General features: G+C 67.2%; 14 protein-coding genes. 10 read left to right on the forward strand and 4 right to left on the reverse strand.

Annotated elements, in window-relative coordinates; genetic code table 11:
* The first annotated feature begins 298 nt into the window (after positions 1-298).
* The 6 genes from queA (at position 299) to G3O06_RS41435 (ending at position 8,143) form a co-directional block, all read left to right on the forward strand.
* A complete protein-coding gene (gene queA / locus G3O06_RS41410; RefSeq protein ID WP_174968355.1) occupies positions 299-1,369 on the forward strand; it encodes a tRNA preQ1(34) S-adenosylmethionine ribosyltransferase-isomerase QueA in 1,071 nt (356 codons plus the stop codon).
* Between the two features lie 161 nt (positions 1,370-1,530).
* Positions 1,531-2,718, forward strand: a complete 1,188-nt coding sequence (gene tgt / locus G3O06_RS41415; RefSeq protein ID WP_205819547.1) for a tRNA guanosine(34) transglycosylase Tgt — start codon at positions 1,531-1,533, stop codon at positions 2,716-2,718.
* Positions 2,719-2,951: 233 nt separating this feature from the next.
* The gene (gene yajC / locus G3O06_RS41420) at positions 2,952-3,275 is read left to right on the forward strand and encodes a preprotein translocase subunit YajC (protein ID WP_006476868.1); all 324 of its coding nucleotides are present in this window, start codon (positions 2,952-2,954) and stop codon (positions 3,273-3,275) included.
* A 106-nt stretch (positions 3,276-3,381) separates the two neighbouring features.
* A complete protein-coding gene (gene secD, locus G3O06_RS41425; protein ID WP_174913451.1) occupies positions 3,382-5,406 on the forward strand; it encodes a protein translocase subunit SecD in 2,025 nt (674 codons plus the stop codon).
* A 17-nt stretch (positions 5,407-5,423) separates the two neighbouring features.
* On the forward strand, positions 5,424-6,374 hold the full coding sequence (gene secF, locus G3O06_RS41430; protein ID WP_069247171.1) for a protein translocase subunit SecF: 951 nt from the start codon (positions 5,424-5,426) through the stop codon (positions 6,372-6,374).
* A 206-nt stretch (positions 6,375-6,580) separates the two neighbouring features.
* A complete protein-coding gene (locus G3O06_RS41435; RefSeq protein ID WP_205819548.1) occupies positions 6,581-8,143 on the forward strand; it encodes a S41 family peptidase in 1,563 nt (520 codons plus the stop codon).
* Between the two features lie 18 nt (positions 8,144-8,161).
* On the opposite strand, the gene G3O06_RS41440 is transcribed toward G3O06_RS41435, so the two are convergent.
* The 4 genes from G3O06_RS41440 to G3O06_RS41455 all read right to left on the reverse strand — a co-directional run bounded on the left by G3O06_RS41440 (position 8,162) and on the right by G3O06_RS41455 (position 11,398).
* Positions 8,162-9,439, reverse strand: coding sequence for an MFS transporter (locus tag G3O06_RS41440; protein WP_174913457.1), 1,278 nt, complete (start codon positions 9,437-9,439; stop codon positions 8,162-8,164).
* 182 nt (positions 9,440-9,621) lie between these two features.
* Positions 9,622-10,203, reverse strand: a complete 582-nt coding sequence (locus tag G3O06_RS41445) for a YceI family protein (RefSeq protein ID WP_174913460.1) — start codon at positions 10,201-10,203, stop codon at positions 9,622-9,624.
* Between the two features lie 65 nt (positions 10,204-10,268).
* A complete protein-coding gene (locus G3O06_RS41450; RefSeq protein WP_174913463.1) occupies positions 10,269-10,829 on the reverse strand; it encodes a YceI family protein in 561 nt (186 codons plus the stop codon).
* Positions 10,830-10,837: 8 nt separating this feature from the next.
* Positions 10,838-11,398: a cytochrome b gene (locus G3O06_RS41455; RefSeq protein ID WP_174968352.1), complete on the reverse strand. Its 561-nt coding sequence runs from the start codon at positions 11,396-11,398 to the stop codon at positions 10,838-10,840.
* A gap of 258 nt (positions 11,399-11,656) precedes the next feature.
* Between G3O06_RS41455 and G3O06_RS41460 the strand changes: the two genes are divergently transcribed.
* The 4 genes from G3O06_RS41460 to G3O06_RS41475 form a co-directional block, all read left to right on the forward strand.
* The gene (locus tag G3O06_RS41460) at positions 11,657-12,322 is read left to right on the forward strand and encodes a paraquat-inducible protein A (protein ID WP_205819549.1); all 666 of its coding nucleotides are present in this window, start codon (positions 11,657-11,659) and stop codon (positions 12,320-12,322) included.
* A complete protein-coding gene (locus G3O06_RS41465; RefSeq protein WP_174913472.1) occupies positions 12,319-12,948 on the forward strand; it encodes a paraquat-inducible protein A in 630 nt (209 codons plus the stop codon). Before G3O06_RS41460 ends, G3O06_RS41465 begins: the two co-directional genes overlap by 4 nt.
* Positions 12,941-14,560, forward strand: coding sequence for an MlaD family protein (locus G3O06_RS41470; protein ID WP_174913475.1), 1,620 nt, complete (start codon positions 12,941-12,943; stop codon positions 14,558-14,560). Before G3O06_RS41465 ends, G3O06_RS41470 begins: the two co-directional genes overlap by 8 nt.
* Positions 14,557-15,089: PqiC family protein (locus G3O06_RS41475; protein ID WP_241020502.1), on the forward strand; the 533-nt coding region annotated here is incomplete at its 3' end. The genes G3O06_RS41470 and G3O06_RS41475, both read left to right, overlap by 4 nt.

The raw sequence follows: 15,089 nt of genomic DNA on the forward strand, positions 1-15,089 counted from the left end.
TGGCGCGGCACGGCGCGCTCGGCGGAACCACGCTCACCCGCGCTTTGCGCGGGCGGCGCGACATCCTCCGCGTCGAACGGATCGGCGGAATCGGCAACGGCGGCGGGGGAACGGCGTGGTGACACAGGCATCGGATCGTCTGGGTGCTTCGCAAGGCAAGTACAATAGCGGCTTTCACGTCGTCCGAACGAACGACGCCGGCCAGGCCGCGCATCCCGTCATCATAGCGGCTCGCGCGCCCCATTTACGCGTTTCCGCCCCGCCGGCGACGCCCGCCGGCCGCTTCGAACCAGCCCGCATGTTCACGCTTTCCGATTTCGATTTCAATCTGCCGCCCGAGCTGATTGCACAAACCGCGCTGCCCGATCGCACCGCGAGCCGCCTGCTCGAGGTCGACGGCACCGTCGCGCCCGCGCGCCTGGTCGACCGCCATTTCACCGAGCTGCCGTCGTGCATCGCGGCCGGCGACCTGCTCGTCTTCAACGATACCAAGGTGCTGAAGGCTCGGTTCTTCGGCCAGAAGGCCAGCGGCGGCAAGATCGAGGTGCTGATCGAGCGCGTGACGGGCACGCACACGGCGCTCGCGCAGATCCGCGCGAGCAAGTCGCCGGGCGCCGGCACGACGCTGCGGCTCGCCGATGCGTTCGACGTGACCGTCGGCGAGCGCGTCGACCCGTTCTTCACGCTGAACTTCCCCGAGCCGTGCCTCGACCTGATCGAGCAGTACGGCCGCCTGCCGCTGCCGCCCTATATCGAGCACGATCCGGACGCGACCGACGAGACGCGCTACCAGACCGTCTACGCGAGCAACCCGGGTGCGGTCGCCGCGCCGACGGCCGGGCTGCACTTCGACCAGCCGATGCTCGACCGGCTCGACGCGATGGGTGTCGAGCGCGCGACGCTGACGCTGCACGTCGGCGCCGGCACGTTCCAGCCGGTGCGCGTCGACAACATCGCCGAGCACAAGATGCACAGCGAGTGGTACGACCTGCCGCAGTCGCTCGTCGACAAGATCGCCGCGACCCGTGCGCGCGGCGGCAACGTGATTGCCGTCGGCACGACGTCGATGCGCGCGCTCGAAGCCGCGGCGCGCGCGGCCGACGAAGCGGGCCGCCCGCTCGCGGCCACGCAGGCCGAGACCGACATCTTCATCACGCCCGGCTATCGTTTCCGCGTGGTCGACCGGCTCGTCACGAACTTCCACCTGCCGAAGTCGACGCTGCTGATGCTGGTATCCGCGTTCGCGGGCGTCGAGACGATCCGCGCGGCGTACCGGCACGCGATCGACGAACGCTACCGCTTCTTCAGCTACGGCGATGCGATGCTGCTCACGCGGCGCGACGCGCCGGAGACGGCCGACGCCGTATAAGCGACGCACGTGCCGCGCACCGCAAGAAATTGCCGTGCGCGGTGACGCCCTGCCCACTGCGCGCTACGATGGCGCGCACCCGCTTTTTCACCGCCGCCGGTCTTCCGGCGGCGTTTCCAACATGCGCCGGACTGTTTTCCGGTAGCGAGGAGAATGACGCGATGACCGAAGGTTCATCCCACGATACGCACGCCCCCGTGCAGGACCGCCCGGCGAACGGGCTCGAATTCGAACTGCTGACGACCGACGGCCATGCGCGCCGCGGCCGCGTGAAGCTCAACCACGGCGTGGTCGAGACGCCGATCTTCATGCCGGTCGGCACGTACGGCACCGTGAAGGCGATCCAGCCGCGCGAGCTGCACGAGATCAAGGCCCAGATCATCCTCGGCAACACGTTCCACCTGTGGCTGCGCCCGGGCCTCGACACGATCGACGCGCACGGCGGCCTGCATGGCTTCATGGGCTGGAACAAGCCGATCCTCACCGACTCGGGCGGCTTCCAGGTGTTCTCGCTCGGCGACCTGCGCAAGATCACCGAGGACGGCGTCACGTTCGCGTCGCCGATCAACGGCGACAAGCTGTTCCTGTCGCCGGAAGTGTCGATGCAGATCCAGAAGGTGCTGAACTCCGACGTCGTGATGCAGTTCGACGAGTGCACGCCGTATGCGACCAACGGCGTGCCGACCACGCACAAGGAGGCGGCCGACTCGATGCGCATGTCGATGCGCTGGGCGAAGCGCTCGCTCGACGAGTTCGACCGGCTCGGCAACCCGAATGCCCTCTTCGGGATCGTCCAGGGCGGGATGTTCGAGGACCTGCGCGACGAATCGCTCGCGGGCCTGTCGGAACTCGACTTCCACGGCCTCGCGATCGGCGGGCTGTCGGTCGGCGAGCCGAAGGAAGACATGATGCGCGTGCTGCGCCACGTGGGCCCGAAGCTGCCGGCCAACAAGCCGCACTACCTGATGGGCGTCGGCACGCCGGAGGATCTGGTCGAGGGCGTCGCGAACGGCATCGACATGTTCGACTGCGTGATGCCGACCCGCAACGCGCGCAACGGCTGGCTGTTCACGCGCTTCGGCGACGTGAAGATCCGCAACGCGACGCACAAGAACTCGCTGAAGCCGCTCGACGCGAGCTGCACGTGCTACACGTGCCAGAACTTCTCGCGCGGCTACCTGCATCACCTGCACCGCGTGGGCGAGATCCTCGGCGCGCAGCTCAACACGATCCACAACCTGCACTACTACCTGCAGCTGATGAGCGAGATCCGCGAAGCGATCGAGACCCACACGTTCGACGCGTTTCGCCAGCGCTTCGCGGAGGATCGGGCCAGAGGGGTCGACTGACGGACGGGCCGCCCGCACTGCGGCCCGTCACATGGGACGTGTACTAAATAACGCGTCCCAACTGTCGAACCCGACCGCCAAATATTACAATTACCTTTCCAAACAAGTCGCAACGGTACCGGTTCGCGCTTTAACAGCTTGATCCGAAAGCGCATTTGCCGATCCGTTTGCGCATGGGGCCGGTGGTAGAATAACCGGCTTATTTTTCGATCTTCCCTTACGGAGAGACCAACGTGCCGTTCATTTCCAACGCGTTCGCCCAAGGTGCCGGTGGCGCCGAATCGAGCCTGATGAGCTTCCTGCCGCTCATCCTGATGTTTGCCGTGCTCTACTTCATCATGATCCGTCCGCAGATGAAGCGTCAGAAGGAGCATCGCAACATGCTCGCGGCCATGGCCAAGGGCGACGAAGTCGTCACGAGCGGCGGCCTCGTGGGCAAGGTGACGAAGGTCACCGAAGGCTACATCGGCGTCGAGATCGCCGAAGGCACCGAAATCACCGTGCAGAAGGCTGCAGTCACGACCATTCTGCCGAAGGGCACGATCAAGTCGCTGTAAGCCCTTCACCGAGCGTCCGGCTCCCCGCGCCGTGCCCGCCTGAGAGAGCGGGCCGCCGCGGCGCCGGACGCGACGCTTTCACGCCAACCACCCGTTCGGCTCCCTCATGAATCGTTATCCACTCTGGAAATATGTCGTGATGGTCGTGGCGCTCGCCATCGGCCTTCTGTACACATTGCCCAACTTCTTCGGCGAAGCGCCGGCGGTGCAGGTGTCGAGCGGCAAGGCCACGGTCAAGCTCGACTCGACCACGCTGACCCAGGTCGAATCGGCGCTCGCGTCCGCGCAGATCACGCCGGACGACGTCACCTTCGAGAACACGGCGACCAACGCGAACATCCGCGTGCGCCTGAAGGACACCGATACGCAGCTGCGCGTCAAGGACCTGCTGCAGAAGTCGCTGAACGCCGACCCGAACGATCCGCAGTACGTCGTCGCCCTGAACCTGCAGAGCGCGTCGCCGCGCTGGCTGACTGCCCTGCACGCGCTGCCGATGTATCTCGGCCTCGACCTGCGTGGCGGCGTCCACTTCCTGCTCCAGGTCGACATGACGGGCGCGCTGACGAAGAAGCTCGATTCCGACGCGTCCGACGCGCGCACGCTGCTGCGCGACAAGAACATCCGCGACGGTGGCGTGAGCCGCGTCGACCAGTCCGTGGTCGTCAACTTCAGCGATGCGCAGACGGCGGAAGACGCCCGCAAGGTGCTCGCGCTGTCGATCACCGAACTGCAATGGGCGACCCAGCCCGGCGGTGGCGGCACCCAGGTCGTCGGCACGTTCACGCCGGCCGTGCAGAAGTCCGTCGAGGACGCCGCGCTCAAGCAGAACCTGACGACGCTCCACAACCGCGTGAACGAACTCGGCGTGTCCGAGCCGATCCTGCAACAGCAGGGCAGCGACCGCATCGTCGTCGAGCTGCCGGGCGTGCAGGACACCGCGAAGGCGAAGGACATCATCGGCCGCACCGCGACGCTCGAAGCACGCCTCGCCGACCCGATCAACACGCACCCGAACCCGAACGACCCGGTGCCGCCGGGTGAAGAGCTGTTCACGCAGGGCAACCAGGCGCCCGTGCTGCTGAAGAAGGAAGTGATCTTCACGGGCGACCGCATCATCGATGCATCGGCCGGCTTCGACGATCACCAGCGTCCGTCGGTCAACATCCGCCTCGATTCGGCGGGTGGCCGCTCGGTGCGCGCGGTGTCGCGCGAGAACATCGGCAAGCCGATGGCGATGGTGCTGTTCGAGAAGGGCAAGGGCGAAGTGCTGACGGTCGCGACGATCCAGTCGGAACTCGGCGACCGCTTCCAGATCACGGGCCAGCCGACGCCGCAGGCCGCGGCCGACCTCGCGCTGCTGCTGCGGGCCGGTTCGCTCGCAGCTCCGATGGACATCATCGAGGAACGCACGATCGGCCCGAGCCTCGGCGCCGACAACATCAAGATGGGCGTCCACTCGGTGATCTGGGGCTTCTGCGCGATCGCCGTGTTCATGATCGCGTACTACATGCTGTTCGGCGTCGTGTCGGTGATCGGCCTGTCGGTGAACCTGCTGCTGCTCGTCGCCGTGCTGTCGCTGATGCAGGCGACGCTGACGCTGCCCGGTATCGCCGCTATCGCGCTCGCGCTCGGTATGGCGATCGACTCGAACGTGCTGATCAACGAGCGCGTGCGTGAAGAACTGCGCGCGGGCCAGCCGCCGCAGACCGCGATCCAGGCCGGCTACGCGCATGCTTGGGCGACGATTCTCGACTCGAACGTCACGACGCTGATCGCCGGCCTCGCGCTGCTCGCGTTCGGCTCGGGCCCGGTTCGCGCGTTCGCGATCGTGCACTGCCTCGGTATCCTGACGTCGATGTTCTCCGCGGTGTTCTTCTCGCGCGGGATCGTCAACCTCTGGTACGGCGGCCGCAAGAAGCTGAAGTCGCTCGCGATCGGCCAGGTGTGGAAGCCGGAAGGCGCCGCTGCCGCCGCATCGTTCTCCGACGCGGACGAATCGACCGACACCGCACGCGCCGCGAAGCTCGCCGCGCCCGCGAAGGGCAACGCGCCGCGCGCCGCCGGCAAGCCGCAGCTGCGCAATCGCGCGCAGCAAGGCGTGTCGCCGAAGAAACCGGGCTCGACCCAATAAGGCCCCGGAGACGAATCATGGAATTTTTCCGCATCCGTAAAGACATTCCGTTCATGCGGCACGCGCTGGTGTTCAACGTGATCTCGCTGGTCACGTTCCTCGCCGCCGTGTTCTTCCTGTTCCACCGCGGGCTGCACCTGTCCGTCGAATTCACCGGCGGGACGGTGATCGAGGTGCAGTACCAGCAGGCCGCTGAACTCGAACCCGTGCGCGCGACGCTCGGCAAGCTCGGCTACGCCGACGCGCAGGTGCAGAACTTCGGCACGTCGCGCAACGTGCTGATCCGCCTGCAGCTGAAGGAAGGCCTCACGTCCGCGCAGCAGAGCGACCAGGTGATGGGCGCGCTGAAGGCGCAGAGCCCGGACGTCACGCTGCAGCGCGTCGAGTTCGTCGGCCCGCAGGTCGGCCGGGAGCTCGCGACCGACGGCCTGCTCGCGCTCGCGTGCGTCGTGATCGGCATCGTGATCTACCTGTCGTTCCGCTTCGAGTGGAAGTACGCAGTGGCCGGCATCATCGCCAACCTGCACGACGTCGTGATCATTCTCGGCTTCTTCGCGTTCTTCCAGTGGGAGTTCTCGCTGGCGGTGCTCGCGGCGATCCTCGCGGTGCTCGGCTACTCGGTCAACGAGTCGGTCGTCATCTTCGACCGGATCCGCGAAACGTTCCGCCGCGAACGCAAGATGAGCGTGCAGGAAGTGATCAACCACGCGATCACGACCACGATGTCGCGTACGATCATCACGCACACGTCGACCGAAATGATGGTGCTGTCGATGTTCTTCTTCGGTGGCCCGACGCTGCACTACTTCGCACTCGCGCTGACGGTCGGCATCATGTTCGGCATCTACTCGTCGGTGTTCGTCGCGGGTTCGCTCGCGATGTGGCTCGGCATCAAGCGCGAAGACCTGATCAAGGAAAAGAAGTCCGCGCACGATCCGGACGATCCGAACGCAGGCGCGCAGGTTTAAGCGCCACGCTGCTTCGGCATCGACGAAAAGCCGGCCCGGTTGGGCCGGCTTTTTTCATGCCCGCGACAGCCGACCGACATCGCGCAGCCTGCTCGCCCTGCCCCGTCACGCGCGTCGGCTACAATCGTGACCGTCCCGCCGCGCCGCCCGCCGGCCATGCGTCGGCGGGACAGCACCTTCGCCCTTCGTTCAAACGTGCGGCCCCGATGATGCCTCCCACGCGTGTCGTTGTTCGCCTTGCCGTTTGCGCCGCCGTCACGGCCGCGCTCCTGCCATGCGCGTCGTCCGTCGGTGCGCAACAGCCGGCGTCCGCCCCGCCCGCATCCGCATCCGCCGCTTCGGCACCCCCAGCCTCGTCGCCCACCACCGCCCGACCGCCTTCACCCTGCCCGCCTGACTGGGAGCCGCAGATCTGCGAGCTCAAGGCGGCGGTGGAAGTCCTGAAGCGGCAGCACCTGACCGACGTCGACATCGGCGCGCTGCTCGACGCAACGACCCACGCGGGAATCAAGACGCTGCCGTACGCGCGCTTCTTCGACGCGAAGGAAGAGCAGGAGCGGCGCGACGACGAACGGCGCGCGCGTGACGGCACGCCCGGCATCGGCATCGTGTTCGAGACGCGGCCCGACGGGCTGCACATCGTCGACGTGATTCCCGACGCGCCCGCGGAAAAGGCCGGTGTGCGCGCCGACGATCTCGTCGTCGCGATGAACGATGCGAGCGTCGTCGGCATCGACCCCGCCGACCTGACCAAACTCTCCAAGGGCGATGCGGGCGTGCCGCTGAAGCTCACGGTCCAGCGCGGCCCGTCGCACGCGATACTGAACTTCGCGCCGGTGCGGACGATCCTCAAGCCGCATCCGGCGACCGCGAAACGGCTCGACGGCGACATCCTGTACACGCGGCTGTCGAGCTTTCCGGAACCGGCGGTCGGCGACTACATCGACGCGGTTCAGGCCGCGCGCCGCGCGGGCCCGCCGGTGAAAGGCGTGATTCTCGACCTGCGCATCAACGGCGGCGGCGCGCTCAATGCGGCTATCGGCATCACCGCGCTGTTCGCGGGACGCGACCGCACCGCGATGGTGACGGTCGAGCGCGGCGACGCCAACCGCCGCCGCTACACGACCAACTGGCCCGATTACGAATTGCCGGTCATGCACGGCCAGGATCCGCTCGCGCCGCTGCAAGCCGACGACTGGTGGCGCACCGTGCCGCTCGTCGTGCTCGTCGACGGACAGAGCGCGTCGGCCGCCGAAGCGACCGCGGCGGCGCTGAAGGATCTCGGCCGCGCGAAGCTGCTCGGCATGCCGACCTACGGGAAGGGGCTCGCGCAGACGGGCGTCGACCTGATCGACGGCACGCGCCTGAATTTCACGTTCGCGCGCAACCTGCGGCCCAACGGCTGCCCGATGGACGGCTACGGCGTCGTGCCGGACTGGCTCGTGCCGCCACGCCGCGACTCGGACGTCGACGGCGTGCTGCTGTGGTACCGGGAAGCCGATCTCCCCCGCGCGCCGTATGCGGACCGGCTGGCGCCCGATCCGTTCGCGAAGGCGCGCAAGGAACGGCAGAAGCTGCGCGAGCAGCGTGCGCTCGCGAAGATCGTTACGGCGAAAAGCGCGGCGTTGCCGCAGCGTGTGTTCGGCACGGCAACCGACTGGCAGCTCAGGCAGGCACTCGCTGCACTCGCCGGGCGCCCCGTGCAGACGGTCGAAGCCAGGCCGCAACTGATGCCGGCGCAGCCCGTGTGCGAGCGCGCCGGCAACTGACGCGCGCCGCCCGCCCTGTTAGCGGAACCCGAACCGCCGGCGCAGCACGACCAGCGCGACGAGGCTCAGCACGGCCGCGAACATCAGGTAGAAGCTCGGCGCGGTCTTCATTCCGGTCGCCTTGATCAGCCACGCGATGATGAACGGCCCGAAGCCGCCGAAGATCGTCACCGCGACGTTATACGCGAGCGACATCCCGGTCGTGCGCGTCTGCACCGGAAACACTTCGGACAGCAAACCCGGCAGCGCCGCGAAGTACCCCGTCATCAGGAACGCGAGCAGCACCTGCAGCGCGATCAGCGTGCCGAAGCCCGGATGGGCAACCAGGTACGCGAACGCCGGATAGATCAGCACGAGGATGCCGACGGCCGGCGCGATCATCACGCGCACGCGGCCGTAGGTGTCCGACCAGTGGCCGACGAGCGGCGCGAACGCCATCTGGATCACGCCGACGACGAGGATCGCCGCGAACGCGGCCGACGGCGCGAGGCCGAGCTGCTTCACGCCGTAAGTCGGCATGAACAGCACGAGATAGGTCGCGACGGTGCCGAGCACGACCACGCCCATCGCGGCGACGAGGCGCGCCTTGTGCGACGCGAACGTGTCGCGCAGCGGGTTCGCGGTGCTTTCCGCCGCGAGGAATTCGGGCGTCTCGTCGACCTTCGTGCGGATGTAGTACGCGACCGGCCCGAGCAGCAGGCCGAAGAAGAACGGCACGCGCCAGCCCCACGACGCCATCTGCGCGGCCGACAACTGCGCGTTCAGCACGGTGCCGAAGCCGGCCGCGAGCAGCGTCGTGAGCCCCTGGCTCGCGACCTGCCAGCTCGCGAAGAAACCGCGCCGGCCCGGCACGTGCTCGGCGAGGAACGCGGTCGCGCTGCCGAATTCGCCGCCGGCCGAGAAGCCCTGCATCAGCCGGGCGGCAACGAGGATCACCGGCGCCGCGACGCCGATCGTCTCGTAGGTCGGCAGCACCGCGATGATCAGCGTGCCGGCCATCATCAGCAGGATCGACAGCGTGAGCGCAGCCTTGCGGCCCTCGCGGTCGGCATACGCGCCGAGTACGATCGCGCCGAGCGGACGCATGAAGAACGACACGCCGAACGTGCCGAGCGTGAGCAGCAGCGACACGGTGTCGTTGCCGGCCGGGAAGAACAGCTTCGAGATCGTCACCGCGAAGAAGCCGTAGACGACGAGATCGAACCACTCGAGCGCGTTGCCGATCGACGCGGCGACCACCGCGCGCCACACGCGCGGCGACGAGGCAATGGAACGGGACTGCGTGACGGCATGCATCGGCGATCTCCTTGTCGTTGTACGTTCTGTTCGAGGCGGCCGCGCGCGCCGTCGGCCTGCCCGGCGCCGCGCACAGCGCTCGGGCGATTATAGGCGCGCAAAAAAAACCGCCGCGCCCCCTGACGGGAACGCGGCGGCGGGCTCGCGGCGGGCCGGCTCGAAGGCCGGCCCGGCCGGCGGGCTTACTGCTGCTTGAGCGCTTCTGCCGTGATCAGCAGCTTCGTCTTCATCTTGAAGCCGTACTGCTTGCCGTAGTCGAGGCCGAAATCGCTGCGGTCGAATTCGCCGATGGCGTCGACGCCGCACACTTCACGCTTGAGCATCGGGTGCGGCATGCACTTGAACGAATCGATCTTCAGCGTCACCGGCTTCGTGACGCCATGCAGCGTCAGGTTGCCGACCACCGACACCGGCTTGTCGCCGTCGAACTTGATCGCGCCCTTGTAGTTCGCCTGCGGGAACTTGGCGACGTCGAAGAACTCGGCCGTCTGCAGATGCTCGTCGAGCTTCGCGCTGCCGGTCTGGATCGATGCGACGTCGGTCGTCACGTCGACCGTACCCGTCTTCGCCGCGCGGTCGAGCGTCACGCTGCCGCTCGACTTGTCGAACTTGCCGCGCCAGACCGACAGGCCGCCCATGTGGTCAGCCTCGAAGCTCGGGTACGTGTGGCTCGGGTCGAACTGGTACGTGACGCTTTCGGCGAAGGCCGAGAACGACAGCGACGCTGCCAGTGCGCCTGCGGCGATGATCAGTTGCTTTTTCAAACTCTTTCTCCTTGGAACGGCGCCGCGCCCTCGCGCGGCATTCAGGTGAGGCGACAGCCCGCCGCTTACTTGGTGGCGACGAGATGGAACTTGATCTGCACGTCGTCCGCGACGACCGACGTGTCCTTCCACTCGCCGGTGCCGACGCTGAACGCCGAGCGCTTGATCGGCAGCACGCCGTCGAAGGTCTGCGTCGCGCCGCTCTGCGTGACCGTGACGGGCACCGTGACGTTCTCGGACTTGCCCTTGATCGTCAGCTTGCCGGTCACGTTGTACTTGTTGCCGCCCGCCGGCGCGATCGCCGACGACACGAACGTCGCCTGCGGATACGCCTTCGCGTCGAACCAGTCCTTGCCGGCAACCTGGTCGTTGTACATCTTGTCGCCGAGGTCATAGCTCCCGACGTCGATCGTCATCTGGGCGCTGCCCTGCGCGGCTTTCGCCGGATCGAACTTCACCTGGGCGGAAAACTTCTTGAACGCGCCTTCGGTCGGCACGTTCATCTGCTTCGACACGGCGGACACCTTGCTCTTCGCGAGATCGACATCGGCGAGCGCCGCGCCCGACGCGACAAGTGACACCGCGGCGAACGCGGTCAGCATGGAGCGGGAGAAAGACACTTTCATGGGATCCTTCATTTGGCAAAGGGGAGTATCCGCGACAGCAGGCCGTCGCGGTCCAACAACTGGTGCTTGAGCGCCGCGACCACGTGCAGCGAAACGAGCGCAAGCAGAATGTAATTCAATGACACGTGCAGTGTCTTGAAGGTTTCCTTCAGCACCGGATCGGGATCGATCAGCCGCGGCAGCGGCACGATGCCGAGGTAGACGACCGGGATGTTCGACGCCGAGCTGTACAGGTAGCCCGTCACCGGAATCACGATCATCAGCACGTACAGCAGGATGTGCACGCCGTGCGACGCCGCACGCTGCCACGCCGGCGTATCGCCCGGCAGCGCCGGCGGCACGTGGGTCGCACGCCACAGCAAGCGAATGACGGCCAGCGCGAACGCCGTCACGCCGATCCACTTGTGCCACGAGAAGTACTTCAGCTTGGTCGGCGTGAAGCCGGGGATGTCGGTCATCACCCAGCCCAGCGCGAACGCGCAGACGATCAGCAGCGCGATCAGCCAGTGCAGCGCGATCGCCGTCTGCGTATAGCGTACCGGCCTGGCCGGCAGCGATTTCGATACCATCTTGGATTCCTCAGTTCAGCGAACGGCCGCGCCGGCAATTCGTCCGACGCTTGTCAAGGGCGCCATGCTACCGCAACCTTTTGACGCGCGCGGACTCTGAAGACAGGCCCGCCAGCCGGCTGACAGCTTCCTGTCATGTTACCGATCAGTCACCGAACATGCGATCGTTGACACGCCGAAAAAGGCCTTTTGGTAAGATTGGCGCGGGTTCCGGCCCCGTCGACGCGTCTCCCCAGCCGTCGCACAACTGCCTTTTTCATGCAACGAAACGACCTGATTGCCTGCCACGAGTGCGACGCACTGTTGCACAAACCGCGTCTGAGCGGACGTGAAATCGCGCGCTGCCCGCGCTGCGACGCGCTGCTCTATCGCAACAGCGCCGCGCAGATCGAGCGGATCTGCGCGCTCGCGCTCGCGGCGCTGATCACGTTCACGATCGCGCAGGTGTTCCCGATCCTCGAAATGGACGTGAACGGCAACCGCGTGCAGACCACGCTGATCGGCGCGATCGATTCGCTGTGGCACCAGGACATGGCGATCGTCGGTGTGATGGTGTTCTGCTCGACCGTGCTGTTCCCGCTCGTCGAGATGGCCGCGCTGCTGTACCTGCTGCTGCCGATACGGCGCGGCGTCGTACCGCCCGGCTTCAACCTGGTGCTGCGCGCGATCGAGCTCGTGCGGCCTTGGGGCATGATCGAGGTGTTCATGCTCGGGATCCTCGTCACGATCGTGAAGATGGTGAGTCTCGCAAGAGTCGTTCCCGATGCCGCGCTGTTCGCGTTCGCCGCGCTCACGCTGATGATCGCCGTCGTGCTGATGTTCGATCCGCGCACGCTGTGGGACATCGCCGACGACCTGCGCGCCGGGCGCTCGCCCGGGCAGCCCGACGATACCGCCCCGTTGCCGGAAGCCGCCCGCCGATGACGATCCCGACCGCCGCCCGCGAGGGCTATGCCAGCTGCCACGCATGCGGCCTCGTGCAGACGCTCGACCATCCGCACGCACACTGCGCACGCTGCGGCAGCGCGCTCCATTTCCGCACGCCGAACAGCCTGATGCGCACGTGGGCGCTGCTGCTCGCGGCCGCGATCCTCTACATTCCCGCGAACCTGCTGCCGATCATGCGCACCGCGTCGATCGTCGGCTCGCAGGAAGACACGATCATGAGCGGGGTCATCTATTTCTGGATCTCCGGCGACTGGCCGCTCGCCGTCGTCGTGTTCGTCGCGAGCATCCTCGTGCCGATGCTCAAGCTCGGCGTGCTGCTGATCCTCGTGATCAGCGCGCAGCGCCGCACCGCCTGGCGGCCGCTGCAGCGCACGCGCCTGTTCCGGATCGTCGAGCGCATCGGCCGCTGGTCGATGCTCGACATCTTCGTCGTGACGCTGACCGTCGCGCTCGTCCATTTTCGTTCGCTCGCCATCATCACGGCCGGCCCCGGCGCGCTCGCGTTCGGTTCGGTCGTGATCCTGACCATGCTCGCGTCGATGCAGTTCGATCCCCGCCTGATCTGGGATCCAGTCGAAACCTCAGGGAATCACCATGAATAGTCCACAAGGCCCGCAGCACGACGCGCCCCGGCCGCCCGATCCGACGATCTCGACGAAAAGCGGCTGGCTGCCGTCGCTCGTCTGGCTCGTGCCGCTGATCGCCGCGCTGATCGGCATCGGCCTCGTGATCAAGTCCGTGCGCGAGCGCGGCCCGGAAATCACGATCAGCTTCCACAGCGCCGAAGGGCTCGAGCCCGGCAAGACGCAGGTCAAGTACAAGGACGTCGAGATCGGCATGGTCAAGACGATCAAGCTGTCGAAGGACCTGTCGCGCGTGCTCGTCCAGGTGCAGCTCAAGAAGGAAGCGGAGGACTTCGCGGTCAAGGGCTCGCGCTTCTGGATCGTGCGGCCGCGCGTCGGCGCGACCGGCGTGTCGGGGCTCGGCACGCTGCTGTCGGGCGCGTACATCGGCGTCGACGCCGGGCGCTCGGACGATACGCTGACCGACTTCACCGGCCTCGAGACGCCGCCCGCCGTCACGGGCGACCAGAAAGGCGCGCAATACGTGCTGCGCGGCGATTCGCTCGGCTCGGTCGACATCGGCTCGCCGGTCTACTACCGCCGCGTGCAGGTCGGCCAAGTGGTCGGCTTCTCGCTCGACAAGGACGGCACGGGCGTCACGTTCAACGTGTTCGTCAATGCGCCGTACGACCAGTACGTCGGCGTGAACTCGCGCTGGTGGCAGGCGAGCGGCGTCGACCTGCGGCTCGACTCGAGCGGCCTGAAGCTGAACACGCAGTCGCTCGCGACGGTGATCCTCGGCGGCATCGCGTTCCAGACGCCGCCGAACCAGGGCTCCGGCACGACGGCGCCGAACAACACGACGTTCCGCCTCGCGTCCGACGAGGGCGACGCGATGCGCGACCCGGACGGCCAGCCGCTGCAGGTCGTGATGAACTTCAACCAGTCGCTGCGCGGGCTCGCCGTCGGCGCGACGGTCGACTTCCGCGGCATCGTGCTCGGCGAAGTGACGAACATCGGCATCGACTTCGATCCGAAGACGAAGAACTTCCTGATGCCGGTGACGATGAACGTGTATCCGGAACGCCTCGGCCGCCGCTTCCGCGAAACGATCGAGAGCAAGGGCGAACCGGCCCGCCGCGAGATCGTCGAGCGGCTCGTCCAGCACGGGCTGCGCGGCCAGCTGCGCACCGGCAACCTGCTGACGAGCCAGCTGTACGTCGCGCTCGACTTCTTCCCGAAGGCACCGGCCGTGAAGATCGACACGGCGCGCCAGCCGCTCGAGCTGCCGACCGTGCCGAACACGCTCGACGAGCTGCAGCTGCAGGTCGCCGACATCGCGAAGAAGCTCGACAAGGTGCCGTTCGACCAGATCGGCGCAAACCTGAACAGCGCCCTGTCGAACGCCGACAAGCTGTTCAAGCAGCTCGACACGCAGGTCGCGCCGGAAGCGCGCGACACGCTGTCGGCCGCGAAGCAGACCTTCTCGACCGCCGAAGCGACGCTGCAGCAGGATTCGCCGCTGCAGTCCGACGTGCGCGGCGCGCTGAAGGAGCTCACGCGCACGCTGCAGTCACTGAACGCGCTCGCCGACTACCTCGAGCGCCACCCCGAATCGCTGCTCAAGGGCAAGCCAGGAGATCAACAATGACGACACGCGTGAACGGTTTCGCGAGCGGCGCGGCGGCGGCTGTCGCCGCCCTCGCGCTCGCCGCGTGCAGCTCGCCGCCCGCGCGGTTCTACACGCTCAGCCCGGCCGACGCCGCGGCGCCGCTGCGCACCGCGCCGGCCAACCCGGCGTTCCTGATCGAGGTGCCGTCCGTCGGCGTGCCCGAGCAGGTCGCGAAGAACCAGCTGGTCGTGCAGAAGAACGCCGCGCAGGTCGACGTGCTCGAGCAGGAACGCTGGGCGTCGCCGCCCGCCGACGAGATCCGCCGCGCGCTGTCGGAGGATCTCGCCGCGCAGCTCGGCACGATCGACGTCGCGAATTCCGCGACGCCGCCCGGCGTGCCCGTGTATCGGATCAGCGTGAACGTGCAGCGCTTCGAATCGTGGCCAAGCTGGCCGTGCTGCTCGACGTGGCGGCGCAAGCCGGCCTCGACCCGGTCGCGGTGCTCGACGGTACCGGCCTCACGCCGGCCGCCGTCGCGGACCCGTTCACGCTCACGTCGCCGCTGCAG

Origin of the sequence: Burkholderia sp. Ac-20345 (genome assembly GCF_017104825.1) — a bacterium.
Classification (GTDB): domain Bacteria; phylum Pseudomonadota; class Gammaproteobacteria; order Burkholderiales; family Burkholderiaceae; genus Burkholderia; species Burkholderia lata_B.